General features: G+C 69.3%; 24 protein-coding genes. 13 read left to right on the top strand and 11 right to left on the bottom strand.

What is annotated here, in order from left to right:
• Nucleotides 1–26: 26 nt before the first annotated feature.
• Genes ABZ807_RS16735 through ABZ807_RS16750 form a run of 4 tightly spaced genes read left to right on the top strand, consistent with a single transcriptional unit; the run spans nucleotide 27 to nucleotide 4,199 of the window.
• On the top strand, nucleotides 27–974 hold the full coding sequence (locus tag ABZ807_RS16735; protein ID WP_357157952.1) for an aromatase/cyclase: 948 nt from the start codon (nucleotides 27–29) through the stop codon (nucleotides 972–974).
• Nucleotides 967–2,622, top strand: a complete 1,656-nt coding sequence (locus ABZ807_RS16740) for an FAD-dependent oxidoreductase (protein ID WP_357157955.1) — start codon at nucleotides 967–969, stop codon at nucleotides 2,620–2,622. The genes ABZ807_RS16735 and ABZ807_RS16740 overlap by 8 nt, the downstream gene beginning before the upstream one ends.
• Nucleotides 2,619–3,395, top strand: a complete 777-nt coding sequence (locus tag ABZ807_RS16745) for an SDR family oxidoreductase (RefSeq protein ID WP_357157960.1) — start codon at nucleotides 2,619–2,621, stop codon at nucleotides 3,393–3,395. The genes ABZ807_RS16740 and ABZ807_RS16745 overlap by 4 nt, the downstream gene beginning before the upstream one ends.
• A gap of 30 nt (nucleotides 3,396–3,425) precedes the next feature.
• Nucleotides 3,426–4,199: a cyclase family protein gene (locus ABZ807_RS16750; RefSeq protein WP_357157963.1), complete on the top strand. Its 774-nt coding sequence runs from the start codon at nucleotides 3,426–3,428 to the stop codon at nucleotides 4,197–4,199.
• Between the two features lie 91 nt (nucleotides 4,200–4,290).
• On the opposite strand, the gene ABZ807_RS16755 is transcribed toward ABZ807_RS16750, so the two are convergent.
• A complete protein-coding gene (locus tag ABZ807_RS16755; protein ID WP_357157966.1) occupies nucleotides 4,291–5,061 on the bottom strand; it encodes a cytochrome d ubiquinol oxidase subunit II in 771 nt (256 codons plus the stop codon).
• Nucleotides 5,058–6,281 (bottom strand): cytochrome ubiquinol oxidase subunit I, encoded by a 1,224-nt coding sequence (locus tag ABZ807_RS16760; protein WP_357157969.1) that lies wholly within the window; start codon nucleotides 6,279–6,281, stop codon nucleotides 5,058–5,060. The genes ABZ807_RS16755 and ABZ807_RS16760 overlap by 4 nt, the downstream gene beginning before the upstream one ends.
• A 216-nt stretch (nucleotides 6,282–6,497) precedes the next feature.
• Between ABZ807_RS16760 and ABZ807_RS16765 the strand changes: the two genes are divergently transcribed.
• From ABZ807_RS16765 to ABZ807_RS16785, 5 genes are all read left to right on the top strand, one after another.
• Nucleotides 6,498–7,424 (top strand): ABC transporter ATP-binding protein, encoded by a 927-nt coding sequence (locus ABZ807_RS16765; protein WP_357157972.1) that lies wholly within the window; start codon nucleotides 6,498–6,500, stop codon nucleotides 7,422–7,424.
• On the top strand, nucleotides 7,408–8,181 hold the full coding sequence (locus ABZ807_RS16770; RefSeq protein WP_357157975.1) for an ABC transporter permease: 774 nt from the start codon (nucleotides 7,408–7,410) through the stop codon (nucleotides 8,179–8,181). Before ABZ807_RS16765 ends, ABZ807_RS16770 begins: the two co-directional genes overlap by 17 nt.
• The gene (locus ABZ807_RS16775) at nucleotides 8,178–8,849 is read left to right on the top strand and encodes a TetR/AcrR family transcriptional regulator (RefSeq protein WP_357157978.1); all 672 of its coding nucleotides are present in this window, start codon (nucleotides 8,178–8,180) and stop codon (nucleotides 8,847–8,849) included. The genes ABZ807_RS16770 and ABZ807_RS16775 overlap by 4 nt, the downstream gene beginning before the upstream one ends.
• 192 nt (nucleotides 8,850–9,041) lie before the next feature.
• The gene (locus ABZ807_RS16780; RefSeq protein WP_357157981.1) at nucleotides 9,042–10,034 is read left to right on the top strand and encodes a methyltransferase; all 993 of its coding nucleotides are present in this window, start codon (nucleotides 9,042–9,044) and stop codon (nucleotides 10,032–10,034) included.
• A gap of 16 nt (nucleotides 10,035–10,050) precedes the next feature.
• Nucleotides 10,051–10,812: an SDR family NAD(P)-dependent oxidoreductase gene (locus tag ABZ807_RS16785; protein ID WP_357157984.1), complete on the top strand. Its 762-nt coding sequence runs from the start codon at nucleotides 10,051–10,053 to the stop codon at nucleotides 10,810–10,812.
• A 63-nt stretch (nucleotides 10,813–10,875) separates the two neighbouring features.
• Here ABZ807_RS16785 and ABZ807_RS16790 read toward each other — a convergent pair whose 3' ends face one another.
• The gene (locus ABZ807_RS16790) at nucleotides 10,876–11,916 is read right to left on the bottom strand and encodes an NAD-dependent epimerase/dehydratase family protein (RefSeq protein WP_357157987.1); all 1,041 of its coding nucleotides are present in this window, start codon (nucleotides 11,914–11,916) and stop codon (nucleotides 10,876–10,878) included.
• Nucleotides 11,917–12,097: 181 nt separating this feature from the next.
• Between ABZ807_RS16790 and ABZ807_RS16795 the strand changes: the two genes are divergently transcribed.
• Both ABZ807_RS16795 and rfbC read left to right on the top strand, forming a co-directional pair.
• Nucleotides 12,098–13,309: a nucleotide disphospho-sugar-binding domain-containing protein gene (locus ABZ807_RS16795; RefSeq protein ID WP_357157990.1), complete on the top strand. Its 1,212-nt coding sequence runs from the start codon at nucleotides 12,098–12,100 to the stop codon at nucleotides 13,307–13,309.
• A gap of 4 nt (nucleotides 13,310–13,313) precedes the next feature.
• Nucleotides 13,314–13,928 (top strand): dTDP-4-dehydrorhamnose 3,5-epimerase, encoded by a 615-nt coding sequence (rfbC, locus tag ABZ807_RS16800; RefSeq protein WP_357157993.1) that lies wholly within the window; start codon nucleotides 13,314–13,316, stop codon nucleotides 13,926–13,928.
• Nucleotides 13,929–14,087: 159 nt separating this feature from the next.
• Here the strand turns inward: rfbC and ABZ807_RS16805 are convergent, their stop codons facing one another.
• The 5 genes from ABZ807_RS16805 to ABZ807_RS16825 form a co-directional block, all read right to left on the bottom strand.
• Entirely contained in the window at nucleotides 14,088–14,753 is a 666-nt protein-coding gene (locus tag ABZ807_RS16805; protein ID WP_357157996.1) for a response regulator transcription factor, read from the bottom strand.
• A gap of 526 nt (nucleotides 14,754–15,279) precedes the next feature.
• Nucleotides 15,280–16,542: a nucleotide disphospho-sugar-binding domain-containing protein gene (locus ABZ807_RS16810; RefSeq protein WP_357157999.1), complete on the bottom strand. Its 1,263-nt coding sequence runs from the start codon at nucleotides 16,540–16,542 to the stop codon at nucleotides 15,280–15,282.
• Nucleotides 16,543–16,581: 39 nt separating this feature from the next.
• Complete coding sequence (gene rfbH / locus ABZ807_RS16815; protein ID WP_357158002.1) at nucleotides 16,582–17,880, bottom strand: lipopolysaccharide biosynthesis protein RfbH; 1,299 nt, start codon at nucleotides 17,878–17,880, stop codon at nucleotides 16,582–16,584.
• Nucleotides 17,881–17,915: 35 nt separating this feature from the next.
• Nucleotides 17,916–18,881, bottom strand: a complete 966-nt coding sequence (locus ABZ807_RS16820; protein ID WP_357158005.1) for an NAD(P)-dependent oxidoreductase — start codon at nucleotides 18,879–18,881, stop codon at nucleotides 17,916–17,918.
• Nucleotides 18,882–18,883: 2 nt separating this feature from the next.
• On the bottom strand, nucleotides 18,884–20,320 hold the full coding sequence (locus ABZ807_RS16825; RefSeq protein WP_357158008.1) for an NDP-hexose 2,3-dehydratase family protein: 1,437 nt from the start codon (nucleotides 20,318–20,320) through the stop codon (nucleotides 18,884–18,886).
• Between the two features lie 244 nt (nucleotides 20,321–20,564).
• On the opposite strand from ABZ807_RS16825, the gene ABZ807_RS16830 reads away from it, so the two are divergent.
• Both ABZ807_RS16830 and ABZ807_RS16835 read left to right on the top strand, forming a co-directional pair.
• A complete protein-coding gene (locus ABZ807_RS16830; protein WP_357158011.1) occupies nucleotides 20,565–21,821 on the top strand; it encodes a beta-ketoacyl-[acyl-carrier-protein] synthase family protein in 1,257 nt (418 codons plus the stop codon).
• Nucleotides 21,822–21,830: 9 nt separating this feature from the next.
• Entirely contained in the window at nucleotides 21,831–23,045 is a 1,215-nt protein-coding gene (locus ABZ807_RS16835; RefSeq protein ID WP_357158014.1) for a ketosynthase chain-length factor, read from the top strand.
• Between the two features lie 75 nt (nucleotides 23,046–23,120).
• On the opposite strand, the gene ABZ807_RS16840 is transcribed toward ABZ807_RS16835, so the two are convergent.
• Genes ABZ807_RS16840 through ABZ807_RS16850 form a run of 3 tightly spaced genes read right to left on the bottom strand, consistent with a single transcriptional unit; the run spans nucleotide 23,121 to nucleotide 26,419 of the window.
• Nucleotides 23,121–24,164, bottom strand: a complete 1,044-nt coding sequence (locus ABZ807_RS16840; protein ID WP_357158017.1) for a methyltransferase — start codon at nucleotides 24,162–24,164, stop codon at nucleotides 23,121–23,123.
• Between the two features lie 57 nt (nucleotides 24,165–24,221).
• Nucleotides 24,222–25,361: a hydrolase gene (locus ABZ807_RS16845; protein WP_357158019.1), complete on the bottom strand. Its 1,140-nt coding sequence runs from the start codon at nucleotides 25,359–25,361 to the stop codon at nucleotides 24,222–24,224.
• Between the two features lie 26 nt (nucleotides 25,362–25,387).
• Nucleotides 25,388–26,419: a class I SAM-dependent methyltransferase gene (locus ABZ807_RS16850; protein ID WP_357158022.1), complete on the bottom strand. Its 1,032-nt coding sequence runs from the start codon at nucleotides 26,417–26,419 to the stop codon at nucleotides 25,388–25,390.
• Nucleotides 26,420–26,452 lie beyond the last annotated feature (33 nt).

Raw genomic sequence — 26,452 nt, forward strand, 5'->3', positions numbered from 1 at the left:
GACGCGCCAGGGAAGGGTGCCGCACCGTGTCCAGCAGCAACCGTCACCATGCCGAGCACGCGATCGACGTCGACGCACCGGTGGACATCGTCTACCGCGTCATCGCCGACGCCGTCGCCTGGCCCCAGCATTTCCGTCCCACCATCCACGTCGAGCGTCTGGAGACGGACGGCACGACCGAGCGACTGCAGATCTGGGCCACGGCCAACGATGCGGTGAAGACGTGGACGTCCCGCCGGGTCCTCGACGAAGCGGGTCACCGGGTCACGTTCCGCCAGGAGGTCTCGGCGGCACCGGTCGCCTCGATGGGCGGCGAGTGGCTCGCGGCACCGCGGCCGGATGGCAACACGCGGCTTACTCTCCGCCACGACTTCACCGCATTGGACGACGACCCGGAGGGCGTGGCCTGGATCAGACGTGCGACCGACCGCAACAGCGATGTCGAGCTGGCCAACATCAAGGCCGTCGCCGAGCGTTGGGACCGCCTCGGCGAGCTGGCCTTCTCCTTTGACGGTTCGGTCACCGTCGATGGCCCGATGGAGCTGGCCTACGACTTCCTCCATCAGGCGGCGCGGTGGCCGGAGCGGTTGCCGCACGTGGCCCGGCTGGACCTGCGGGAGGACATCGAAGGTATCCAGCACATGGCGATGGATACCCGGGCCAACAACGGATCGGTGCACACCACCGAGTCGGTGCGGGTGTGCTTCCCGGACCAGCGCATCGTCTACAAGCAGCTCGTCACGCCCGCGCTCATGACCGCGCACACCGGCGAGTGGGTCCTCGAAAAGACCGACGGGGTCGTGCTCGTCACGTCCCGGCACACCATCGTGGTCAACGAGTCGGCCATCACCGGCGTGTTGGGTCCGGACGCGACGGTCGCGTCGGCCCGCGCCTTCCTGCAGAACGCCATCGGCACGAACAGCGAGAAGACGCTGAGACTGGCCAAGGCATTTGCGGAGGCCGGTGGTGACTGATCCGACGAAGGCGCCGGCCGTGCTCGTGGCCGGCGCGGGTCCGGTCGGCCTGACCGTGGCCCACGAGCTGGCCCGCCGCGGGGTCGCGGTACGCATCGTGGAACGGGCCAAGGGCCCGGCGACGACGAGCCGAGCGACGGCGACCCACGCCCGGACGCTGGAGATCTTCGATCAGATGGGGGTCCTGCCCCGGCTGCTGCACCGCGGCCAGCGGGTGGTGCACTTCTCCCTGCACATGCGCGGCCGGCGACTCGTGCGCTTCGACACCAACTACGCGGACCTGCCGACCCGGTTCCCGTTCAGCCTCATGGTGGACCAGGTCATCACTGAGGAGGTGCTTCGGCAGAGCCTGGCGGAGCTCGGTGTGCCCGTCGAGTGGGACACGGAGCTGCAACGGTTCGAGCCCTCCGAGGATGGCGTGTCGGTGTCGCTGGGTCGCGGGGACGGCAGCGTCGAGCAGCTCGACGTGCCCTGGCTCGTCGGCGCCGACGGTGCCCGCAGCACCGTCCGCAAACAGCTCGGGCTACGGCTGTTGGGCGACACGACCCAGACGTGGATGAACGCGGACGTGGTCATCGACGCCGACCTCCAGCGAAACAGCAACCACCTGCTGCACACCGGCAAGGGCACGATCCTGCTCGTGCCGTTCCCGGACCCCGGCAAGTGGCGGGCGGTCGACACCGTCGACGTGTCCGACGCCGAGGACTGGGAATTGGTACGTGCGCGCCTGGCCCGCAAGATCTCGCTGGCACTGCGCCGACCGGTCGAGGTCGCCACGCCGACCTGGGTGTCGGTCTTCACCGTCCAACAGCGCATGATCCAGCAGATGCGGGTCGGGCGCTGCTTCGTGGCCGGCGACGCCGCACACGTGCACAGTCCGGCCTCCGGGCAGGGCATGAACACCGGAATCCAGGACGGGTACAACCTCGCCTGGAAGCTCGCGGATGTCGTGCGCGGCTACGCCGCCGAGGAACTCCTCGACAGCTACAGCGCCGAACGGGTGCCGATCGGCAAGACCCTGCTCGGCTCGACCCGGACCGCGACGGCGCTGGTCGCCCTGCGAACCGCGCTCGCACCGGTGCTGATCCCGGTCGGCCTCGGCCTGCTCAACCGGCTCAAGCCGGTCAAGCGCAAGATCGAAGGAAAGATCATTCGGGGCTTCTGCGGACTCGCCCTGGACTATGCCGGCAGTCCGCTGAGCGGGGACTCCGCCGCTGAGCGGGGTGCGCTGCCATCCGGTCACCGGGTCGGTTGTACCAGCGGCATGGAGCGTGACCACACCGGTTGGGGCGAGCTGGTCGCCCAGCTCCGGGACCCCCGCTGGACCTTGCTGGCCTTCACGGACGGCACCGGCTCGCGGCGGCTGCTCGAGGAGCTGGATGCACGTTACGGGGATGCCGTCGCGCTGCGTACCGTCGCACCGGTCGGCGTCGACGGGGCAGGCCCCAATCCCCTGGCCGATGCGGATGGCGCCCTGCGGCGCGCGCTCGGGGCGCCGTCCGGCGGCTATGCGCTGATCAGACCCGATGGGTACCTCGCCGGGACCGGTCCACTCGAAGACCTCGAGCGCACCACGGCGCTGCTCCGCGGGTTCGGCCTGGTGCCGAACGGACGCGAGGTGGCACAAGCAGACAGGGGAACGCCTTGACCACGCAGACGGAGATCATCGACTCGTCGCTGGACCTGGCCGGCAAGGTCGTGCTGGTGACCGGCGCCACGCGGGGGCTCGGCCTCGCCATCGCGCGGAAACTGTGCGCGTCCGGTTGCGAGGTCCTGCTCAACTATGCGAACGACGACAACGCCGCCGAGGAGGCCGTACGCGCGCTGACGGGCCTCGGCGGCAAGATCGACGTGGTGAAGGCCGACATCGGGCGGCCGGACGAGATCGACCGGCTTCTCGACGAGATCACCCGCACGCACGGCCGGCTCGACGTCCTCGTCCACAACGCCTCGCTCTTCCACCCGATGCCGTCCGGCAAGCCGTCGGCCGGGCTGTGCGAGGAGGACCGGGCCGTGGCCCTCGGGCCGCTGCTTCACGGGGTCGAACGGCTCGCGGCGATGCTGCCCGACGGCAGCGGGCGGATCATCGCCATCTCCAGTAGCGGAGCCCGTCAGGTGGTGCCCGGCTACGTCAGCCTTGGCATGGCGAAGGCGGCGTTGGAGAGTCTTGTCCGCTACCTCGCGGTCGAGTTCGCACCGAGGGGCATCACGGTCAACACCATCTCCGCCGGCAAGCTCGACAAGGGGACGGGCAGCGACCCGGGAGGGATGGCCACCCGGATCGTCGCCCGCACCCCTGGCGGTCGGCTGACCGGCGTCGACGACGTCGCCGACGTCGCCGCGCTGCTCTGCCGCAAGGAGGCCGGCTGGATCCATGGTCAGGTCATCGTCGTCGACGGTGGTCTCGGGCTGACCGCCTGAACCGGCGCAACGGTATTGGAGAGCAGGCACATGCGCCTCATAGACCTTTCCTCGCCGATTGACGCGAGGGCGTGGGAGCCGGATCCGGTCATCCACGAGATCATGTCTCCGGCCGAGGGTGCCGTCCACATGGCGGAGGAGATGCGGAAGCACGCCGGAATCGACTTCGATCCGTCCGTCCTGCCCGGCGGCGAGCTGCTGTCGTTGGACACCCTCACGCTCACGAGTCACACGGGCACGCACGTCGACGCGCCGTCACACTACGGTTCGGTCGCGGCATACGGTACGCCCCGGCACATCGACCAGCTGCCTCTCGAATGGTTCCTACGGCCGGGTGTCGTGCTCGACCTGTCCGACGAACCGGTCGGTACGGTCGATGCCGCCCGGCTGAACGCGGAGTTCGTGCGGGTCGGCTACACGCCGCAGGCGCTCGACATCGTGCTGCTGCACACTGGCGCCGACGTGCTCAACGGCACGCCGAAGTACTTCTCCGACTTCGTCGGGTTGGACGGGTCGGCGACGAACCTGTTGCTGGACCTCGGCGTGCGAGTCATCGGCACCGACGCGTTCAGCCTGGATGCGCCGTTTGCGCACATGCTCGAACGGTTCGACCACACCGGCGACCCGGGGGTGCTCTGGCCCGCCCACTTCGCCGGGCGGGAACGCGAGTACTGCCAGATCGAGCGGCTCGCCAACCTCTCGGCCCTCCCCCCGACGGGATTCACCGTCTCCTGCTTTCCGGTGAAGATCGCCGGCGCAGGTGCGGGGTGGGCGCGGGCCGTGGCGCTGCTCGACGAACCCTGATCCGTTGCCACCGCACGGCCCCACCGGTGTCCCCTTCCGCCGTGCGGTCGCCACCCTTCCCAGGTGCATGACCGTGCGGTTGGTGGGTCGGTCAGAAAAAGGACTGCACCGGTGCCGGACGGGTGAATGCCCGCCAGGCCCACCACTGGGCCGCGGCGATCAGTGGCACCACCGGCAGGGCGATCCAGGCCATCGTGCTGAGCGTCCCGTCCGGCGCGGCATTGTCGAGCAGATACGACGCCCGCAGGCTCACCATGACCAGGGCGGGTAGCACCGCCGCGAACCCGGTGACCCCGATCTTCGAGAATGGACCGAGTCGTCGCGCGACCAGTGTCGCGGCGCGGCTGCGTGCCTTCGATGCCGCGAACACCAGGCCGTGCACGGCGAGCAGGGCGGTCACGGCGAGACCAAGCAGGATGCCGGCCGGGCTGAGAACCTGGCGGTGGAGGCCGACCAGCAACGCGTACAGGATCAGTCCCCAGGTGAACGCGAGCGTGATGCTGCCGGTGACGACGAGACCATCACACCAGAGCCGCCATGCGGGAGCCGTGGCGCGGCGTCGGAACCAGACGCCGGCATCGCGGACCACCCAACCGAGCAGCAGGACGACCACGAGCGGATACAGGGCGGACAGCACATGACCCTCGACCGATGGGAACGCGCCGAAGAGCAAGCCGGCAACCGCGACCAGCCAGACCTCACCGACGAGCACCAGCGGCCCGAGCGTGGACACCAGCCGGGCCCGCTCCCGCTCGCCGCGCCCGAGGACGGGCAGTAGCACGCCGACCCCGATATTCGCGCCTTCCAGCGCAAAATAGCCGACGAGGATGAGGGCGAACAACACGAACCACAGGACTGTCATCCCTGTTCTCCGATCAGGCTCCGCGCGGGGACGTCCGTGTCCGGCGGCGCGACCGGCGTGGGGAGGTCCGCAGCCGGCGGCGTGCCGAGCGCGACGTCGTCGGGTCCGCGTCGCGCGGCGCCGGCGATGAGGACGTAGTCGAGCACCACCAGGATCCCGAGGACGACGGCGAAGCCGATCAGGGAGGCCAGGATCATGTCGGCCGTGATGCCGGGGGTGAGCGCGTCGGCGACCCGGAGCTTGCCGTAGATGAGCCACGGCTGCCGGCCCACCTCCCGGCTCACCCAGCCGAGGACGGACGCGGCATAGGGCAGTGGGATCAGCACGATCAGCAGCGGATGCAGGCATCGCCACCGGGCCAGCCGGTCGCGCCGGAGCAGAGGCAGCATGACCAGGATGCTAAAGAGCATCAGGGCGTCACCGATGCCGAGCATCGTGTAGAAGGGGCCGTCGATCGTCGGGGCGTCGAACTTGCCCGGCTGCGTCCGCTCTGCCGGGAAGACGGAGAGGTGGCCGGACACGAACGTCAGGATCGTGCCGATCAGTGCGGTCACCACCGCGGTCCGCAGCGAACGCGTGAAGAACTCGGCGGCCGACGTCCGCCGGAACAGGTGATAGGAGCTGATCGCCACCATGACGAAAGCGGCGGTGACCAGCGCGGCACCGACGACATGGGGCAGTGACCAGGCCAGGTGCGGATTGCCGATCAGCGCGCCGAAGTCGGTGAGCACCAGTTGGCCGTCGCGCTCCTCGACGCCCACCGGGTTCTGCAGGAACGAATTGGCCACCATGATCCAGAATGCCGACAGGTAGGCCGTCAGCGTGACCAGCCAGATCAGGGCCAGGTGCGCTTTCGGGGGTATCCGGTGCCAGCCGAAGATCCACAACCCGAGGAGGGTCGACTCCAGGAAGAACGCCACCATCGTCTCGAGTGCCAGTGGGGCGCCGAAGACGGCGCCGGCATAGTGCGACAGGCCGCTCCAGTTGAGCCCGAACTGAAACTCCATCACCAGGCCGGTGAAGATGCCGACCCCGTAGTTGATGAGGTAGATCTGACCCCAGAACCGGGTCATGTGTTCATGGATAGCGGCGCCGGTGAGCACGTGCCGGGTCTGCATGATGGCGACCAGCGGCGCCAACCCGAGCGTGAGGGCGACGAACAGGAAATGCAGGTTGGTCGTCATCGCGAACTGCAGGCGTGCGAGATCAAGCGCATCCACGCCAGGTCCTCCGTCTCGGATGGCCGTTGACGAGCGCGCACAGCCCAGCCCCGTCCTACAGCGCTGCGACGGCGTGCACTCGTGACGCGACGTGCGGCAGCCCGGCCGCCACGTCGACTCTACGCTGTAGAATTGCCCCGTGCAACGCCTTGACTTGGAACAAGGGACGGCTACTCTACTGCGTAGATGAGTTCTACGACGTAGAGAGGAGCCGCTTTGCTGGAGATCAAGGACCTGAAGAAGGCGTATGGCGACCATCCGGTTCTGCGCGGGGTCGATCTGTCGGTGCAGTCCGGGCAGATCGTGGGCCTGCTCGGTGCCAACGGCGCCGGTAAGACGACGCTCATTTCGATCGTGGCGGGGCTTCGGTCAGCCGACGGTGGCAGCGTGCGGGTCGCGGACATCGACGCGCTGCGCGACCGGCGCGGGGCCGCCCGGCACATCGGGCTGGCGCCGCAGGAGCTGGGCATCTATCCAACCGTCACAGTCCTGGACAACCTCGAGTTCTTCGCAAGGCTGGCCGGTTTGTCCGGCGGCGCCGTACGGCGTCGGAGTCTCGAGGTCGCGGCGGCGCTCGGTCTGGGCGAGTCGCTGAAGAAGAAGGCCGGCGAGCTGTCCGGCGGTCAGAAGCGCCGGCTGCACACCGGCCTGGCAGTCCTGCACAAGCCCGACCTCATGTTTCTGGATGAGCCGACGGTCGGTGCCGATGTGCAGTCCCGCACGGGGATCCTCGACATCGTCCGCTCCCTCGCCGCCGAGGGTGCCGCCGTCGTCTACACCACCCACTACCTGACCGAGCTGGAGCAGCTCGACGCGGACATCGCGGTGCTGTACGAGGGCCGGGTGGCCGTGCACGGATCGCTCGCCGAGGTGGTCGGACGCTACGCCACCGCGAGTGTGGCACTTCGCTTCGACGGGCCGCCTCCGGCGCTGCCCGGCTGGCGGGCGGACGAGTCGACGCTGGTGCCGATCGAGCCGCCATCCGATCCGGCCGCGGCCGCCGCCGGTGCGCTCGCGACGCTGGGCGACAGCATCCATTCGCTCGTCGGCGTCGAACTCGTCCGTCCAAGTCTGGAAACCGCCTACCTGGCCATCACCGGCCGGGCACTCACGTTGGAGAACGACCATGATGTCGTCGCGTAGCCTCGCCATCGCACGGAGCGGCACTCGGCTGCTGCTGGTGGACCCCGCCCCGTTCGTCCTGACCATCCTGATGCCGTTGCTGCTCACCGCTTTCCTCCTGCCCGCGACCAAGGCGCAGCTGACGCAGTCCGGCTATTCCGGCGCCACCGGTAGTGAGCAGCTCATCCCCGGCCTCAGCGTGCTCTTCGCCCTACTGGGCACCGCGCTGGTCGGCACCCTGTTCTTCCGCGAGCACGCCTGGGGCACGTGGGACCGACTCCGCGCGAGTTCCGCCTCGACGCTCGACATCGTGCTCGGCAAGGTCGCCCCGCTGTACGTGGTCCAGTTCCTCCAGATGGGTGTGTTGTTCCTGGCCGGCGCGCTGCTGTTCGGATACCGCCCGAACGGCTCTGTCATCGCACTGATCGTCGTGATCGCGGTGTTCGTCGCGATGGTGGTGTCCTACGGTGTGATGCTGGTGGCGGTCTTCGCCACGATGGACCAGGCGCTGGTCATTGGTAACCTGGGCGGCATGCTCATGGGCGGCATCGGTGGTGCCCTGGCACCCGCCTCGACGCTGCCCGGCTGGTTACAGGCGGTAGCGCACATCAGTCCCGCCTACTGGGCTCTGGACGCGCTGCACAAGATTACGCTCGACCACGCCGGCCTCACCGACGTGACCCCGTCTTTGCTGGTGATGGCCGCCTTCGCGCTAGGCTTCGCCATCGTGGCCGGTCTGCGTTTCCGGCCATCGGATGCAAAAGTGGGAACTACATGACCGAACGCTCGACGAGAGGCACGAGCAGCGCCGGACGACCCGTTCGCCCGGCGCTGACGCGCGACTACATCATCCAGACCGCAATGGCCCTCATCGACCGCGACGGGGTCAGCGCACTGTCGATGCGCAAGCTGGGAGCTGAGCTCGGCGTCGACCCGATGGCGGTCTACTACTACCTGCCCAACAAGACCGCGCTCTTCGACGGTTTGGTCGAAGCCGTCTACACGGAGATCGAGACTGTCTTCGACGCCGTCTCCGAGGGCTCGTGGCGCGAGCAGGTTGCGACGTTCATGCGTACGATGCGCGAGGTGCTCCGCCGGCACCCGAATCTACTCTCGGTCATCGCCACCCGCCCCGCCTACACTCCGTCGGTGCTCGCCTTCGGCGACCGGGCGATCGGACTGGTGCAGAGCTCTGGGTTCACCGGCCGGGAGATCCTCCACATGGTCAACTGCCTGCGTACGTTCACCGTCGGCCACGTCTTCGCCGAGATGGGGGATCCGGTCGGCGGGCCGACGACCTCGCCGGAGGTCGTCAATGCGATGATCTTCGAGAGCTATCCCAACCTGGCCGAGGCCATCTCGGGGGGATACCAGCCCGACGAGGAATACGAGCTGGGCCTGCAGGCGCTGCTCGACGGCTTCGAGCAGCGGCTGTCCCGGAGCTGACGGCCGGGCCCGGACCGCCCGCGAGGCGGACCGGCGGAGATCGAACGCTTCTCGACGGCTCCTCGAAGGTGACGAAGAAGGCTGGCAGCGGCGCATCACCGACGCGCAGCCTCCGCTTCGAACACCGAGAGGGCGGTTCATTCGACCATGGGCGACACGCTACTGGGCCTTGCCAGGCAGGCACGATCGATCATGCAGCTCAACTCGGCCTACTTCCAATCCAAGGTGCTGCAGAGCGCGGTCGAGTTGGGTCTGTTCGAGATGCTCGCGCAGCGTCCGGCGACGGCTGACGAGGTCGCCGAACAGCTGAAGATCCGGCCGCGGATGACCCCCGACTTCCTCGACGCGCTGGTCGGCCTGAACCTCCTCACCCGGGCGGGCGGACGCTACGCGCTCGGCGACGGCGTCGGGGAGTTCCTCACCTCCTCCGGCGGCCACTACATCGGCGGCAGCATCGTGCAGCACGCGAGGAAGCACTACCGGCTCTGGGCCGACCTGACCCAGTCCCTGCAGGACATGGCGGCCGAGGAGCATGTGCTGTACGGCACGGACTCGTTCCTCAAGGTCTACGAGAACCACGAGGTCGTGCGTGGGCTGATGAACCACATGGACACCTACAACGGCTTCGTCGCGCCGCAGTTGGCGACCGCGATCGACTGGAGCGGTTACCGGTCGTTCGTCGACCTGGGTGGGGCGCGGGGGAACGTGGCCGCGCTCCTCGTCTCGGCGGTTTCGCACCTGGCCGGTGGCGTCTACGATCTGCCGCCGGTCGAGCCGCTCTTCGACGAGCACATGGCCAAACACGGCACCGCTGAACGGGTCACCTTCTACGGCGGTGACTTCGTGCAGGACACCCTGCCCGAGACGGATGTGATCATCATCGGTCACGTGTTGCACGACTGGCCGCCGGAGTACCGGGAGAAGATCATCGGGCGCACCTTCGCGGCAATCCGGCCGGGCGGTGCCCTGCTCGTCTACGACGCCATGCTCGACGACGCGCGGACCGAGGCGCCGGCACTGCTGCAGAGCCTGAACTGCCGGGTACTGAGCCGGGGCGGCGGGTCCGAGTACTCCGCCGAGGACTGCCGCGTATGGATGGAGAAGGCGGGCTTCCGCTACGACACCGTGGTCGATCTGGAAACCGTCACCAACGACCGGGTCGTCGTCGCCCGCAAACCCGCCTGACCGGCAAGAGCAGATCATGGATCTCGGGCTTTCCGGCAAGACGGTGCTCGTCACCGGTGCCACCCGCGGCATCGGGCGCGAGATCGCCCGGGCGTACGCCACCGAGGGAGCCCGGGTCGCGCTGACGTACCACACGGACAGGTCGGCCGCCGAGGCAATCGCCGACGAGTTGGGCGCAGCGCGGGACCAGGCGTTCGCGGTGCCGTACTCGCTGGACGACCCGGCCGCCGCCGCACAGGCGACGGCCGCGGTCGTCCAGCGCTGGGGTGCACTTGACGTCCTGGTGGCCAACGCGGTGCGGCGGCCGCCGAGGCGCGACGCGGGTGTCCGCTTCGAGGACGTCGACGACGAACAGTGGCTGCCGGTGGTGCACGACAACCTCGGCGGCACGATCCGCCTCACCCGCCTGGCCGTCGCCGAGATGCGGCGCCGCACGTGGGGTCGGATCGTGCTGCTATCGTCGCACAACGCGCTCGGTGGCGGCTCCGGGCAGGAGTTCCTGGGCGCCGCGAAGGCGGCGCTGCACGGCTTCGCCCGCAGCCTGGCGTGGGATGTCGGCAAGGACGGGATTCTCGTCAACGTCGTCTGCCCCGGCCTGACCACGACCGCCGACGTGCTTTCCAGACTGCCGGCTCCGGTCCGGGAGCGAGAGACCGCTGGCACCCCGACCGGCCGGCTCAGCGCGCCGGAGGACGTGGCGCAGACGGTCGTGTTCCTGGGCTCGGCCGCCAACGGCAACACGACCGGCGAGACGGTGACCGTCTCCGGCGGTCGGTGACGGACGAGCGGCATCGACGGCGCTCCCCGGCCGGCCTGCGGTAGGAGACCGGCCGGACGGTGTTCAGTCCATCATCGGGGACGCCACGAACTCCTTGACCCCGTCGGTGAAGTCGACGGCCGGACGCCAGCCGAGCTCCGCGATCAGCCGCTGCGGCGTCGCGACAAGGTGGCGCAGGTCGTCGAGGCGGCACTGCCCGGTCAGCACCGGCGCCGGTGCGCCGGCGATGCGGGCCATCGTGGCCGCCATCTCCCCCACCGTCCGGGGCTGGCCGCTCGCCACGTTGTACGCCCGGAAGCCCTCGACCTGCCCGCTCAGGGCCGCCACATTGGCCGTCGCGACGTCCCGCACGTGGACGAAGTCGCGGCGCATGCGGCCGTCCTCGAACACCTGGGGCGTCTCGTTGCGCTGCACCATGCTCCGAAACGTGCACGCCACCCCGGAATAGGACGAGTCGCGTTTCATGCCGGGCCCGTACACCTGGTGGTACCGCAGCGCAATGCCACTGCCGCCGGTGTGGATGGCCCAGGCCCGGACGAGATGCTCCTGGGCCACCTTGCTCGCGCCGTACATGCTGAGTGGCTCCAGCGGTGCGGTCTCCTCCACGACGACCGGTGTCAGCTCCCGTCGACAGCGCAGGCAGCGATGCTCGAAACGGCCGGCGTCGATGTCCTTTCGCTGCCGCATTCCGGGCGAGGACTCGCCGTGCTCGTCGCAGCGGTACCGTCCCTCGCCATAGACGACGACCGAACTGGCGAGCACCAGCCGGGTCAGGCCGAGCCGGGTCATGGTCGCCAGTAGCACGCCCGTGCCGTAGTCGTTGCAGCTGGTGAAGCCGGGCGCGTCGATCGTGCCACGACCCCGACCGACCATCGCGGCCTGGTGGCAGACGACGTCGATCCCGCGCAGGGCCGCGGCCAGGGTCGCCTCGTCGCGGACGTCGCCGACGATCAGCTCGACATCGGCCGGGAACGTGGGGGTGTGCCCGGCGTGGACCTGGGGCAGCAGCGCGTCGAGCACGCGGGTCTCGTGGCCGGCCTCGAGGCAGGCGGACACGACCGGTTGGCCGATGAATCCCGCACCTCCGGTGACGAGCACATGCATGGATGGCACCTCCGCAGACGACGGATCGACCGTTCGCGGTGATCCTCGGCTGGTGAGCTCGATGATGGGTTGAGGTGGCTTCGAGCAGTACCGGCGCGGCTCCACTGCTGCTCGACCGGCACTCGACCCGTCGGGCGGAGCATGACGGCACCTCACACTGACTCGTCAGAAGGTGGTCGCCTTGCGTGTACTTTTCACCAGCTACGGGACGCGCCCCCACTACTTCCCGATGGTGCCGCTCGCCTGGGCCTGTCAGACGGCAGGGCATGACGTCCGGGTCGTCGGCGCGCCCGCGATCGCGGAGCCGCTGCGGGAGTCCGGGCTCCTCGGCGCGGCGGTCGGGAGGGACGCCGACATCTCGGCCTTCATGGCCAGCGGAGCGTTCCGCCCCAAGCCGCCCCAGCCTGGCGAGACCACGGAGGAGGCACTGGCGCGATTCGTCGACGGCATTGCTCCGATCGCCTTCCTGCGCTGCGAGGGCATGATCGAGGAGACCGTGCAGTTCGCTCGCGCATGGCGCCCCGACCTGGTCGTGTACGACCCGGTGACGTTCGCCGGCGCGGTGGCCGCGCAGGTGGTCGGCGTTCCCGCCGTGTGCAATCTCTACGGGATGGTGCGACACTTCCGGGTCGAGATGGACAGCATCTACGGCACCGAACTGCGCACCGACTACGTCAACCAGTTCAAGCGCTTCGGGGTCGAGCCGATCGCCGACCCGGCGGCCTGGGTCGACCCCTGCCCGCCCAGCCTGCGGTGGCGCGACGAGGACGGGCCGTCGTCGTACACGGCGGGAGCGCCCCGCTTCGACATGCAGTTCGTCCGGTACAACGGATCGGGCAACGTGCCGAATTGGCTGCTCCAGCCGGGCGAGCGTCCCCGGGTCGTCTTCACCTGGGGAACGACTCAGGAGAAGAAACTTGGCCCCGAGGTCGTCCAGTTCGCCCGCGAGGCCATCGACGCCATCGCCGCGCTCGACGTCGAGGTCGTCGTCACCGTCGCTGCCACAGCGCCCGGCAACGCCGGTTATCTGGCCGGTCTGCCGTCGAACGTCCGTACGGTCGACTGGGTGCCGTTCCAACTGCTGGCCGACGCGAGTGCCGCCGTGGTCCACTTCGGAGGCACCGGCATGATGCTGACGACGGCGGCGTGCGGCAAGCCCCACGTCGCGATCACCGCGATCCCGGAGGGCATCTTCAACGGGCAACGGATCGATGCCTCGGGGGTCGGTCGGCACCTGCCGCAGGAGGAGGCCGATGCGGCGGCGATCCAGTCCGCGGTGAGCGCGGTGATCGGCGACGGGCCGTACCAGCGGGCGGCGCTGAAGCTGCGCCACGAGATCGAGGCCCAGCCCCGGACGAGTGAGATCGTGCGCAGGCTGGAAGAGATCGCCTAGCCCGGTGAGCATCGAAGAGACGGCGGTGTCGGGCGCCTTCCGCATCGTCCCGGAGCGCTTTCCGGATCATCGGGGAGTCAGCCTGGAGATGTTCAAGAGCGGCGCCCTCACCGAGGTGATCGGCCACCCCTTCAGGATTGGGCAGTTCTACTGCTCGACGTCACGGCGCAACACCCTCCGTGGGATCCATTCCACGGCGCTGCCGCCCGGCCAGGAGAAGATCGTGACCTGCGTCCGGGGGGCGGTGCTGGACGTCGTGGTCGACCTTCGGGTCGGCTCACCGGGATTCGGTCAGTTCGATGTCACGGCGATGGACGGCGCGTCGGGGGTCTCCGTCTACCTCGCCGACGGACTCGGGCACGCGTTCCTCACGCTGACCGACGATGCCTGCATGGCCTATCTCTGCTCCACGGAGTACGTCCACGGCACGATGATCGAGGTCAACGCGCTCGATTCGGCGCTGCGGCTGCCGTGGGGCCTGTCCGAGCCTCCGATCATGTCCGCCAAGGACGCCGCCGCGCCGTCGCTCGCCGAGGCGCAGGCGGCGGGACTGCTGCCGGGCTACGAGGAGTGTCTGACGTTCGCCGAACGGCTCGCCCACGGTGACGTCCTGAGCTGAGCGTCGCACCGCCGCACTCGGGGCCGTCCCGCACGCTGCCGCGCTGTCCGCCATAGAGGTATGGGCGGACACCGCGGCAGCGTGCCGACCGGAAGGTCGGACCGTATCCGGGATGGTGGCTCCACGGGCTCAACCGAGAACGGCGATGAACCAGGGTTGCTACATTCTGCCGCCCAGCACGGACGGGATCAGGGTGGCCATCATCGCCTTGTTGACGGCGTCCACCCGCGAGGCCGCTCCGAGTTTCATATAGACGTTGCTCAGGTGCCGTTTGACGGTCCCCTCGGTGATGGAAAGCCGCCGCCCGATCTGTGCGTTGCTGAGCCCATGCGAGGCGAGGATGAGTGCTTCCCGTTCACGCCGGGAAATGCCCTCCGCCCCGCTACGCCCGGCCTGCAAGGCATAGGTGAGCGTGTCGGCCGAAACCATCATGACAATGCGGCGCTCGCGCGCGAAAAGGCTTCTGATCGCGCAGACGAGTTCGAGTCGGGTGATGCTTTTCAGCACATAGCCGCCCACTCCATTGGTGACTGCGGACCGGATCAACCACGGATCCTCATGCCAGGTGAGGACCAGAAGCCTGGATTTTGTCTTCAGATCACCGATCTGACGCACGCGCTCGGCCAGCGCCTCAGGAGTATGTGCGTCGACCAGGACGACATCGGGCTCCGAACTCAAGATCATATCCACTGCGGCCTCGGGGCGGCCTGTCTCGCCGACAACCGACAGCTCGCTGTCCGTCTCCAGTGCTTCCCGGAGCGACTCCCGGAACAGGGTGTGGTCGTCCAGCAGGATAATCCTTATCGGTGTACGTGCCGCTGTCACTCGCCCTCCATACCGCCTGTTTGTACATCGGCAGTGTGAGCCCCCGTTATGGGTCTCGCCATTGGGTACCCGTCGACCGGCCACGATCAGTGGCCTGTCGACGAATCAAGGGTGCGGTCTCCATCTGTCCGTAACGGCGCGCTGTCCGTCGAACCGACCGCGCGGAAACTGGCCTCCCCCCTGGCCCCAGCGTCATCGTCGCCTGTGCCCGCAGGCTACGACAGTGCGCGGACGGCCAACCACCACCGTCCACTGCGTCACACGATTGTGACGCGGGATCCGGCGGCTGGCCCTCCACTATACCCGGTTCTCCTACAGCGTAGAGTTGGGTTCTAAAGGCCGGCTAACTCCCCAGCTACAGTCGGTTACCCGTCCTTGCCTACGCTGATCGGACGGATCCGTTCCTCGGGCAGTGCCGGCGCGGCGGCGCGGTCCGAGGCGTGGAAATGCCCTGGAGGTCATCCGGATACGGCGGGGCACCGGACAACCTCGAGACACTGTTGTCGCGAACGCTGTGCCCACGCCGTCAGGCACTCCGGACGGCGAGGGCGGCGGCGAGGTCGGCCGCGGTGAGCCGACCCGTCCCGGCGAGCCGTTCCAGCGGTGCCACGAGATCGGCGGCGGTCGGGTTCGCGGCCATGTCCGCCTGGATCTTCTTGGCGGCCTCCCGCAGTCGAGGGCTGCCGAGCAACTCGGCGGTGCCGGCGCGCACCTCGTCGGCGGTGGCGTTCAGGCCCGACAGCACCAGCGCCGAGCCGGCATGCGCGAATCGTCGACCCATCTCGACACCGTCGTCCGTCATGGCGAGCATGAGCTGCGGCAGTCCGGCCGCGGCGCCGCTCATCATGGGGTTGCCGCTGCCCTGGTGGATGATGGCATCGCTGGTCGGCAGCAGCATGTGCAGCGGAAACTCGCGGAGGACCCGCACGTGTTCCGGCATCGCCCCGAGGGCGTCCGCCTGGGCCGGCGGCGCGGTCACCACGACTTCCGCGCCCAGCGCCACCGCGGCGTCGATGGCGTGCCGCAGCGTCGGTACCTCCGTGCCGAAGATGTTGGCGGTTCCCCGGCTCCAGAGCAGCGTCACGCGGGGACGGCTCGGCTGCTCGAGGACCCACAGGGGCATTTCACCCGGCCCGTCGTAGGTGAGGTAGCGGATGGGCAGGCGCAGCGCTTCGCCGTGCGCGGGCATGATCATGCTGGGCGTCGGATCGATGACGTAGCCGATGAGCGACCGTTCCAGCGTGACGCCGTACCGGGCGGCGGCGCTGGTGGGGTCGTACAGGCTGGCCTCCGCCGCCCCGAACATGCCCAGCGAGTGGTAGGCCGACGGCACGCCGGTCACCTGGGCCGCGAGCACGCCCTCCGGGCTCATGAGGTCATGGATCACCAGGGAGGGCCGCCACGCCCGGGCCAACCTGACCGCCGCGTCGAAGTTGCGGTCCAGGATTTCCTGGGATTCCCGACGGAATACCGGCTCGTTGGTGGCGACGTCGTAGTCGGCGACGTCGGTGACCGGCTCACCGGTGATCGGGTGCAGCAACGGCACGTCGTCGGTGAACTGGTCCGGTTGCCGCACCGCCGCCGCGTACCGGGCGAGGCGCTCCAACTCGACGACGCCGAGCGGCTCGAGCACCGGGACGGGCGTCAGTCCGGCATGGCTGATGGTCGTCGTCTGCGGGGGTGCGCACGCGAACCGCACCTCGTGCCCGGCGGCCTGCAACGCCCAGCCGAGCGGGAGCATGCAGGAGTACAGACCTCGCCAGTTTGTGGTTGTGAACAGCACACGCATGTGGTCTCCTCTGCGGCACTCCGCCCCGGGGCGGAGCAGTCAGGAGGTGGCGACGAACTCGCGGATCGTCGCCACCACGTAGTCAATCATCTGGGCGGTCAACGCCGGGTAGACGCCGACCCAGAAGGTGTTCTGGGTGATGAGGTCGGAGTTGGTGAGGGCGTGCGCGATCCGGTGCTCACGGTCCACGTACGCGGGATGGCGGGTGAGGTTGCCGCCGAAGAAGCGGCGGGTGGCGACACGCCGGGACTCCAGAAAGTCGGTGAGCCCGCGACGGGTGAAGGGCGCGTCCGGTTGCACGGTGATGACGAAGCCGAACCAGCTCGGGTCGCTGTCCGGGGTCGGGCTGGGCAGCAACAGTCCCGGTACGTCGCGCAGACCGTCGTGCATGCGCTGCCAGTTGCGCCGGCGGGCCGCCCCGAACTCGGCGACCTTCGCGAGCTGGCTGAGGCCGAGGGCCGCCTGGAGGTCGGTCGACTTCAGGTTGTAGCCGACGTGGGAGAAGATGTACTTGTGGTCGTAGCCGTACGGCAGCGTCCCCAGCTGGTACTCGAAGCGCTTGCAGCAGGTGTTGTCCTTGCCCGGCTCGCACCAGCAGTCCCGGCCCCAGTCGCGCAGCTGCTCGACGATCCGCGCCAGCGCCACACTGTGGGTCAGCACACAACCGCCCTCACCCGTGGTGATGTGGTGCGCCGGATAGAAGCTCACGGTGGCGATGTCGCCGAACGTGCCGGTGAGCTGGCCTCGGTAGGTGGAGCCGACCGCGTCGCAGTTGTCCTCGATGAGGTACAGGTCGTGTTTCCGGGCCAGCGCCGCGACCTCGGCCACGGCGAACGGGTTGCCCAGCGCGTGCGCGACCATGATCGCTCTGGTTCGGGGCGAAATCGCGTCGGCTATCCGCTCAGGTGTCGTGTTGTAGGTGCCGAGCTCCACGTCGACGAAGACCGGGACCATCCCGTTCTGGATGATCGGGTTGACCGTGGTGGGAAAGCCGGCCGCCACGGTGATGACCTCGTCCTTCGGCCGGAGTCGACGCTCACCGAGGGTCGGCGAGGTCAGCGCCGTCAGCGCCAACAGGTTCGCCGACGAGCCCGAGTTGGCCATGTGGGCCTTGCGGAGGCCGAAGAACTTCGCGAGGTCCCGCTCGAACCGCTGGGTGCTGACACCGGCGGCGATCCGCATGTCCAGTGCCGCCTCGACCAATGCCACCCGGTCGTCGTCGTCGAACGTGGCACCCGAGGACTGCACGAGCGTCACGCCCGGTATGAACTCCTGGTCCGAGCGGAGCTGATGATACTTGCGGACCAGCTCGAGAATCTCGGTCTTCTCATCGCTCACGGCGCATCTCTTTTCGCAACGCGGTTGGCAGGTGCTCATGGAGTCGGCACGGCACCGAGTTCGGGGGCCGGTTCGCTCGCCGCGAGCCACATCGCCCGGAGCGAGCCTGTCAACGTGGTCCGCGCCCGCCACCCGAGCAACTGGTCGGCCAGCGTGGTGTCGACCGTGATGTGGTGGGCCCCGCCGCTGTTCCCGACGGCTCCCGGCCCGAGCGGCTCGAGCTCGGCGACGGTCGCGGGTACGCCGCTGATGGCAACGAGCTCGTGGACGAGCCAGCGCACACTGGTCGCCGTACCGCTGCCGATGGGGATCACCCGACCGCCGACCGGCCGACCTGCTGCCCGTACCACCGCGTCGGCGACGTCGGCGACGTCGATGTAGTCGCGGGCGGCGTTGAGTGCCAGCAGTTCCAGGATGCCCGACTCGCCCCGCCGGTGCAGTCGCGCCAGTTCGGCGACCACGCGGCCGGGCAGGCTGGTCGTCGGCGCGTCCCGGCCGAGCAGGTTGACGACGCGCAGTACGACCGCGTCGATCGCGCCCGCCGCGTGCGCGCTGCGGACCAGCCTGGTCGCGCGCAGCTTTGTCTGCCCGTACACACTGGTCGGGCGCGTCGGGGTGTCCTCCGTCAGGGGGGCGCCCGCCGCCGTGTCGCCATGTTCGTGGACGGTGCCGAGCTGGATCAGCCTCGGCGTCCACGGCAGCGCGGTCAAGGCCGTGACGAGTCGCTCGACCAGGAGGACGTTGGCATCACGCATCTCCCGCTCGGTCGCGCCGAACACCCCACCGGCGGCGTTGACCACCACCGCGGGGCGCTCGTGCAGCAGCAGCGGCAGAACCGGCGCCGTACACAGGTCCAGCGGTTGTGTCCGGACGCCGGGCAGGGGCACCGGCCGGCGGGACACCGCCACCACGTCCCACCCGGCCCGGGTCATGGTGCGGCAGACCCGCCGCCCGATGAAGCCCGCTCCGCCGAGCACGACGGCGCGTCGGTCGGTGGACATCCTCACCACAGGGTGTGCAGGCAGGTGAGGAGGCAGCGCGCCTCAACGTTGAAGTAGTGCCCGTGCCGGGTGAGGTCGGTCAGCTGGCTGATGGTGGCCCATGCGTATCCGTCCGGCACGTCGGTGGGGAAGGCATCGTCGACCTCGACGATGAGGCAGCGGTTCTCCGCCTGAAAGAACCGTCCGCCCTCCTCGGAGTGCACCACGTCGAAACGGATCTGCGACGCGGGCGCGGACAGGACGTAGTCCAGGAAGAGTGGCCGGCCCTCGTCGTAGTTCTCCGGGCTGCACTGCACCGTCGGCGCCATCTCGACGACATCGAACGTGCCGGCCTGGGTGTGCGCCTGCACGAGCGCATGCAGCACCCCGTTGACCTGTCTGGTGAGCAGCGCCAGTACGCCCCGGCTCGCCGGCGCGATCATCGGCTGCGACCAGCTGGTCACCTCACGGTCGTCGGCCTCCACCCGCACGCCGACCACGGAGAAGTACCGCTCGTCCTCGTGATGGATGCGGTCGGAGGTCCGCAGCCATCCCTTCGTCTGGTGGAGCGGGATGGGGCGTCGCCTGAGGGTCCGGCGCGACTTGACGTCGGTGAACCAGCTCACCAGGTTGCCGGTCGCGTCGTTCGGGTCGGGCCTCGTGCTCAGCGACCGCAACAGCGCCCCGCGGAAGGAGTCCTCGTCAAGCAGGGACGGCCGGTCGATCGGCGTCGCGAGAGGGATGATCGACATGACACTCCGGGTGTCCATGTTGACCAGGTTTTCCACGGCCAGCAGCTCGTGGAGCTGTCCGACGGTGAGCCAGCAGAAGCCGTCCAGCACCGGTACGTCCTCGGTCACCTCGACGATCATGTTGCGGTTGCGCTTCTGCAGGAACCAGGCGCCCTGTTCGGACTGCAGGGTGTCGGCCACCACCCGGCCCCGGCCGGCCGTGATGAAGTGTTCCAGGTAGGGAATGGCGTTGCCCTGGTGCACTCGCGTGTAGTTGCTCGGTGTGGCCTGCACCGTCGGGGACAGTTGGATGCCGTTGATGTTGCCGGGCTCCATCTTCGCCTGCATGAGACAGTGCAGGACGCCATTGAACTCCTTGACCAGGATGCCGAGGATGCCGATCTCCGGCTGGAGGATGATCGGCTGGGACCAGGTGGGGTTGTGCCGGTGGCCGGTGACGACCTCCAGCCCCTCGATGGTGTAGAAACGTCCGCTGCGGTGGCCCAGGTTGCCGGTCTCCGGGTCAGCGCTCCACCCGTCGAGGTCGTCGAGCGCGATGAGGTCCACGCGGTGCCTTCTCGAGAGTGCGCGCTCGGCGAGCCACGCGTGGAACTGCGCGGTCGGCATGACTCCGGTGCTGTACGTGTGCGCGGACTCGGCGAACCGGCGGGCGGTCCGGTCGTCGGCGTCGGTGAACGATCCACCGATGACGGTAGCCGTCTGTGGCACGGAGGCTCCCTCCCTCATGTGACGGGTTGGGGCTGGCGGCCGATGCGGACACGGTTTCCAGCCATGCACTGCGATCTTCGGCCGGCGCGCTCGAGCGTCGGTCGACCTGTCGTCCAATCCGGCATCGCCACGGCCTCTCCAGAGACCCTTGAGCCGGAATCGAGGGCTGGTGCACATGGTCGGTGACGGTGTGGTCGCGGTTGCGCATGCGATCGCGGAGTTGCTGTGAGGAGCGAGAGTGTCGATGAATCGACGTGTCGCCATCACCGGGATTGGCGTGGTAGCGCCCGGCGATCCTGGCGTGAAGGCGTTCTGGGAACGGATCACCGAGGGACGCACCGCCACAAGGACGATCACCAGCTTCGATCCGTCGCCGTTCCGGTCCAGGATTGCGGCCGAGTGTGACTTCGATCCGGTGCGGGAAGGGCTGACCCCGCACGAGGTGCGGAGAATGGACCGCTCGGTGCAGTTCGCGGTCGTGGCGGTCCGTGAGGCGCTGACCGACAGCGGCATCGAGACCAAGGATCTGCGGCCGGACCGCACCGGGGTCAGCATGGGCACGGCCGTCGGTGCGACGATCAACCTCGACGAGGAGTACCGCATCCTCAGCAACGGTGGCCGGCAATGGGTCGTCGACCCCGCGTATGCGGTGCCGCACATGTACGACTATCTCGTCCCGAGCGCGATGGCCAGCGAGGTTGCCTGGTACGTCGGCGCGGAGGGGCCTGTAGGGGTGGTCTCGGCCGGCTGCACGTCCGGGCTCGATTCCGTCGGGCACGCTGTCGGGCTGATCTGCGAAGGCACGGTCGACGTGATGTTCGCCGGCGCCGCGGACGCGCCGATCTCGCCGATCACCGTGGCCTGTTTCGACGCGATCAAGGCGACGTCCAATCGCAACGACGACCCGGCACACGCCCTGCGCCCGTACGACCGCACCCGGAACGGTTTCGTGCTCGGCGAGGGCGGCGCGGTCCTGGTCCTGGAGGAACTCACACACGCCCGGCGGCGGCGGGCCCACGTCTACGCCGAGATCGTCGGCTTCGCATCGCGCAGCAACGCCTTCCACATGACCGGGCTGCGTCCCGACGGTCGGGAGATGGCGGAGGCGATCCGTTCAGCGCTCACCCAGGCGCGGCTGGCACCGGAGGCGGTCGACTACGTCAACGCGCACGGAACCGCCACGAAGCAGAACGACCGGCACGAGACGGCCGCGTTCAAGGCGGCGCTCGGCCCGCACGCGTACGCGACGCCGGTCAGCTCGATCAAGGCTGTCGTCGGGCACTCGCTCGGTGGGATCGGCTCGATCGAGATCGCCGCGACCGCCCTGGCGATCGAGCACGGGATCGTGCCGCCGACCGCCAACCTGCACGACCAGGACCCGGAGCTGGACCTCGACTACGTGCCGCTGGTGGCCCGGGAGAAGCGGCTCGACGTGGCGTTGACCGTCGGCAGCGGCTTCGGTGGTTTCCAGAGCGCCATGCTGCTGGCCCGACCCGAGTAGGGGGCACGGATGAAGACGGTGGTGACCGGCATCGGCGTCGTCGCGCCGAACGGCGTCGGTGTGGAGGCGTTCTGGGCGAGCACGCTCAACGCGGAGAGCGGCATCGACCGCATCCGACGGTTCGACGCATCTGGGTTCCCGATCCGGCTCGCCGGGGAGGTGCATGACTTCGAGGCCGCCGAGCACATCCCGGGACGGCTGCTGCCGCAGACCGACCGGTTGACGCAGATGGCGCTGGCCGCAGCCGACTGGGCGCTGGTCGACGCGGCCGTCGACACGAAGCGGCTCGACCCGTTCGACATGGGGGTGGTGACGGCGAACTCGGCCGGGGGCTTCGAGTTCGGGCAGCGGGAGCTGGAGAACCTCTGGGCAAGAGGGCCCGAGTACGTGAGCGCCTACCAGTCGTTCGCCTGGTTTTACGCGGTGAACACGGGGCAGATCTCCATCCGGCACGGGATGCGGGGACCGACCGGCGTGTTGGTCAGCGAGCAGGCCGGCGGGCTCGATGCCATCGGGCATGCCCGGCGGCACGTACGCAACGGAGTTCGCCTGCTCGTCACCGGTGGCATGGAGGCGTCGCTGTGTCCGTGGGGCCTGGCGGCGCAGGTGCCCAACGGGCGACTGAGCTGGCGGGACGACCCGAGGCGGGCGTACCGCCCGTTCGACGCGGACGCTTCCGGGTACGTGCCGGGCGAGGGCGGCGCGATCCTCATCGTCGAGGACGCCGCGACCGCGTGGGAGCGGGGCGCACCCCAGATCTACGGCGAGATCGTCGGCTACCGCGCCACGTTCGACCCGCCTCCCGGCTCCGGCCGGCCTGGCCGGCTGGAGGCGGCGATCCGGGGTGCGCTCGAAGACACGGGGCTGTCCCCCGTCGACGTCGACGTCGTGTTCGCCGACGCGGCCGGGGTGCCCGAGCTGGACCGGGCCGAGGCACAGACGCTCGCGGCGATCTTCGGGCCGGCGGGCGTGCCGGTCACCGCGCCGAAGACGATGACCGGCCGGCTCAACGCCGGCGCCGGCGCACTCGACATCGCGACCGCGCTGCTGGCGATCCGCGACGGCGTGATCCCACCCACCGTCAATGTGGATGTGCTCGCCGAGGGGTGCGAGCTCGACCTGGTGCGCGAGCCACGTTCCGGGCACCTGCACACCGCGCTCGTCCTCGCCCGTGGGTTCGGCGGCTTCAACGCCGCGATCGTGGTCCGCGCCGTCGACGGGTGAGACCGGTCGGCGGTACCGACGAAAGAAGGGGACCCCGACCGTCACGGTCGGGGTCCCCTCTCGTGGCACCGCCGCTCAGTCGCGGGCCGGCACCACGGCTTCGATCAGGTGATTCATCGGCCCGGTGGGGGTCGTGCCGGCGAATTCCAGCCCGGCCCGCTCGAAGAGGGCGCGGAACTCCCGTGCCGTCCGCTCCTTGCCACCCTGGGTGGCCAGCATCAACAGGTCGATGATGGTGGTGATGCCCGGCGCGCTCGACGCTCCGACGAGCTGCTCGATGACCATGATGCGGGCGCCGGGCGGCGCGCTGCGGCGGATCGAGCTCAACGCCGCGGCGGCCTGGTCGTCGTTCCACATGTGCAGCACGCCCTTGATGAGGTAGACGTCGGCCCGCACCGGCACCTCCTGCCAGACGTCGCCGGCCACGATCGAGCAGCGGCCGGCGAGCGCGCCGTTGCCGCGGAGGGCGGGGTCGACGTCGATCAACACCCTGGGCGTGTCGAACAGCACCGCACGCAGGTCCGGGTGTCGCTCCAGCAACGCACGCACCAGCTTGCCCTGGCCGCCGCCGATGTCGGCGACGGTGGCGGCGCTGCCGAGGTGCAGGGCCGTCGCGAGCGCCTCGGCGATCGCCGCCGTCGAGGTGGCCGCGGCGCGGTCGAAGAGCGCGCTCAGCTCGGGCTCGTCCTCGCTCAGGTGGGCGAACATGTCCTTGCCGTAGAGATCCGGGAAGACGCTCGCCCCGGTGCGCACGGCATCGTCCAGCTTCGACCAGACCTGCCAGGAGAACGCTGCGCCGGCGAGCAGCACCCACGGTCGACGGCTGCCGGGCGTGTCGGCGCGCAGCGCGACGGACAGCGGGGTGTGCCCGTAGACGTGGTCACTGACCTCCTCGAAGACCCCGCGGGTGACCAGGGCCCGCATGAGCTGCCGGAGCGCCTCCGGATGTGCCTGGACCTTCTTTGCCAGGTCGTCGGCGTGGACCGGCTCCTCGGCGATCGCGTCGGCGATGCCCAACTTAGCGGCGGCCACGAGCGCCGCGGTGACGCCGAGACTGTGCGCCATCTCGTGCAACCGCAGCGACGCTACCGCCTGCTCGCTGAGCGGCTCCTGAGCCATGCCGGCTCCCTCCTGTGGGCGGGCGCGGTACGCGCCGGTACTGGATACGGGGACGGGTCAGCCGGTGCCGAGCATGTGCCGGGCGTAGACGGCCGCGTTCGGGTCGAACTGCAGTGCGGCGTGGCTCGTGGCCGTGTGGACGTCCCGCCACGCCCGCTGGATCGGGCTGTCCTCGGCCTGTGCCCGGGCACCGCTCGACCGCAGCACCCGCTCGATCGCGTCGGTCAACGACTCGGCCACGACCGCGTAGTCGCGATGACTGCGCGCCACCACGGCCGGCTCGATCGGCACTCCGGCGTCCGCGAGCGCCGCGATCCGCGTGAGCAGCAGTTCGGCGGCGTCCACCGCAGCGCTGGCGCGGGCGAGCGCCGCCTGGACGGAGGCCTTGTCCCTGGCCCGCACCACCGTGCCCATGGACATCTCCGTCTTGGCGGCGATCCATGACGACCAGGCCTGGACGGCGGCCCGGGTGGTGCCCAGCGGTGCCGCGATCATGGTGAGACCGTTGACCAACCGGAACGGCAGGGGGTGCTCGGCGTCCGGGCGGGCTCCGGTCAGCAGCGACTCCTGGCTGAACGACCGGTGCGCCGGGACGAACACATCGTCGAGTACGACGCTCCGGCTGCCCGTGCCGCGCATGCCGACGGTGAACCACGTGTCGTCGACCGTGCAGTGCTGTCTCGGCACGGCGAAGAAGCGCAGGCGCCGCTCCGTCGTGTCCGGCTCCTGGCCGGACAGGAGCACCCAGTCGGCGAAGTCGATGCCGCTGATGAAGGTCCACGAACCGGTCAACGTATAGCCGCCGGGCGCACCGGTGACGGTGCCGCCGGGCACCACCCCCGCGGAGATCCGTACGTCCGGCCCCTCGCCCCACAGGTCGTGCTGGCCCTCCGGGGGAAGGAAGGTCGCCATGCGGGCGTGTGACGCGAACAGCGACGCGCACCAGCCCGCCGCCGCGCAGCCCTCCGCGACGACGGTGACGCGGTGCAGGAAGTCGACGAACGTGCCGTCCGTGCCGCCGAACCGGCCCGGCACGAAGTGGCGCGGGAATCCCGCGTCGGTGATGGCCCGGACCGCCGGCGGGGACAGGATGCGGTTGCGGTCGGCGGCCAGGGCGTGTTCGGCCACGATCGCCCGCACGCCGTCCTCGGTCAGGCGGGTCGCGGTGGTGACCCCGCTGCCGTTCGACTCGACCATGTCTGCTCCCGGTGAGTTCGGGCCGGTCAGAGCCGGTCCGCGATGAAGACCCGGTGCATGGCCGTGTCACTGGCGTGGGTCTGCACGTTCACGAACCCGGCGGCGGAGAGCATCTTCCGGTACGTGCTGACCGAGTGCGTCTCACCCTCGTGCGTCTGCACCAGCATGATCACCGAAAACATGTAGGGCAGCGGGTTCGTCTCTGGGGAGTCGTGCTCCTCGAACGTGTGCCCGACGACGGCTATGCGGCCGCCCGGCTTGACCGCCGTGGCGACCCGACTGAGCAGTTCGGTGGCCTGCCGCTCGGAGAAGTGGTGAAGGACGTTGGTCAGCATGACGATGTCGTAGGGGCCGCCGAGCGGCACGCTGAACATGTCGCCCGAGATGAAGCGGACCCGGTCACGGACGCCGAGCCGCTCGGCGTTACGGGCGGTCACCTCGAGCACATTGGGCCAGTCGAGCCCGGTGACGCGCGCCCGCGGCTCGCGCTGGGCGAACGTGAACCCGTACGAACCGTGGCTGCATGCGACGTCGAGCACCTCGACCGAGTCGCGGTCCTTCGCCCAGGGAATGAGGTTCTCCGCCATCAGCTCGGCGGCGCCGTTGTTGAACCAGGAGGTGTGGTTGGCGAACTCCTCCCAGAAGTCGAACTCGGGCGTCAACGCGTGAGTCTCGGTGACGGTGCCGCCGCGCCGGACAGCGTCGATGAGGTGCTTCTGCGCATCCCATTCCCAGTCGCTCGCGCTGAGCCGGATCGCTCCTCCGAAATAGTGTGCGCCGGTGCTGACGAGAAGGTCGTCGCTGCCCGGCAGCAGCGCATAGCGGTCCTTGATGGTCCGCAGGAGCCCGATCCCGGCGAGCGCGTCGAGCAGGATCCGCATCCCCCGCGGATTGGCCCCGACCTTCGTGGCGACCGCATCGGCGTCCTGCGGTCCGTCGGTGAGCAGGTCGAAGACCCGCATTTCGAGCGCGGTCCGCAGGAGTGCTGTCTTGACATAGCCCCGTGCGATGTCGTGCAGCAACTTCGCGTCGACATGGGGAAGCGCCGTCTCAGTCATGGTCACCTTCCGTGGTGGGCAGCGGTCCCCATG

Origin of the sequence: Micromonospora sp. NPDC047548, from assembly GCF_040642975.1 — a bacterium.
Taxonomy (GTDB): Bacteria; Actinomycetota; Actinomycetes; order Mycobacteriales; family Micromonosporaceae; genus Micromonospora.

Coding starts and splice junctions, on each gene's coding strand:
- ABZ807_RS16750 (WP_357157963.1), top strand. CDS start 3,426: ATGCGCCTCATAGACCTTTCCTCGCCGATTGACGCGAGGGCGTGGGAG.
- ABZ807_RS16755 (WP_357157966.1), bottom strand. CDS start 5,061: ATGACAGTCCTGTGGTTCGTGTTGTTCGCCCTCATCCTCGTCGGCTAT.
- ABZ807_RS16770 (WP_357157975.1), top strand. CDS start 7,408: ATGATGTCGTCGCGTAGCCTCGCCATCGCACGGAGCGGCACTCGGCTG.
- ABZ807_RS16775 (WP_357157978.1), top strand. CDS start 8,178: ATGACCGAACGCTCGACGAGAGGCACGAGCAGCGCCGGACGACCCGTT.
- ABZ807_RS16780 (WP_357157981.1), top strand. CDS start 9,042: ATGCAGCTCAACTCGGCCTACTTCCAATCCAAGGTGCTGCAGAGCGCG.
- ABZ807_RS16785 (WP_357157984.1), top strand. CDS start 10,051: ATGGATCTCGGGCTTTCCGGCAAGACGGTGCTCGTCACCGGTGCCACC.
- ABZ807_RS16790 (WP_357157987.1), bottom strand. CDS start 11,916: ATGCATGTGCTCGTCACCGGAGGTGCGGGATTCATCGGCCAACCGGTC.
- ABZ807_RS16810 (WP_357157999.1), bottom strand. CDS start 16,542: ATGCGTGTGCTGTTCACAACCACAAACTGGCGAGGTCTGTACTCCTGC.
- ABZ807_RS16820 (WP_357158005.1), bottom strand. CDS start 18,881: ATGTCCACCGACCGACGCGCCGTCGTGCTCGGCGGAGCGGGCTTCATC.
- ABZ807_RS16830 (WP_357158011.1), top strand. CDS start 20,565: ATGAATCGACGTGTCGCCATCACCGGGATTGGCGTGGTAGCGCCCGGC.
- ABZ807_RS16835 (WP_357158014.1), top strand. CDS start 21,831: ATGAAGACGGTGGTGACCGGCATCGGCGTCGTCGCGCCGAACGGCGTC.
- ABZ807_RS16840 (WP_357158017.1), bottom strand. CDS start 24,164: ATGGCTCAGGAGCCGCTCAGCGAGCAGGCGGTAGCGTCGCTGCGGTTG.
- ABZ807_RS16845 (WP_357158019.1), bottom strand. CDS start 25,361: ATGGTCGAGTCGAACGGCAGCGGGGTCACCACCGCGACCCGCCTGACC.
- ABZ807_RS16850 (WP_357158022.1), bottom strand. CDS start 26,419: ATGACTGAGACGGCGCTTCCCCATGTCGACGCGAAGTTGCTGCACGAC.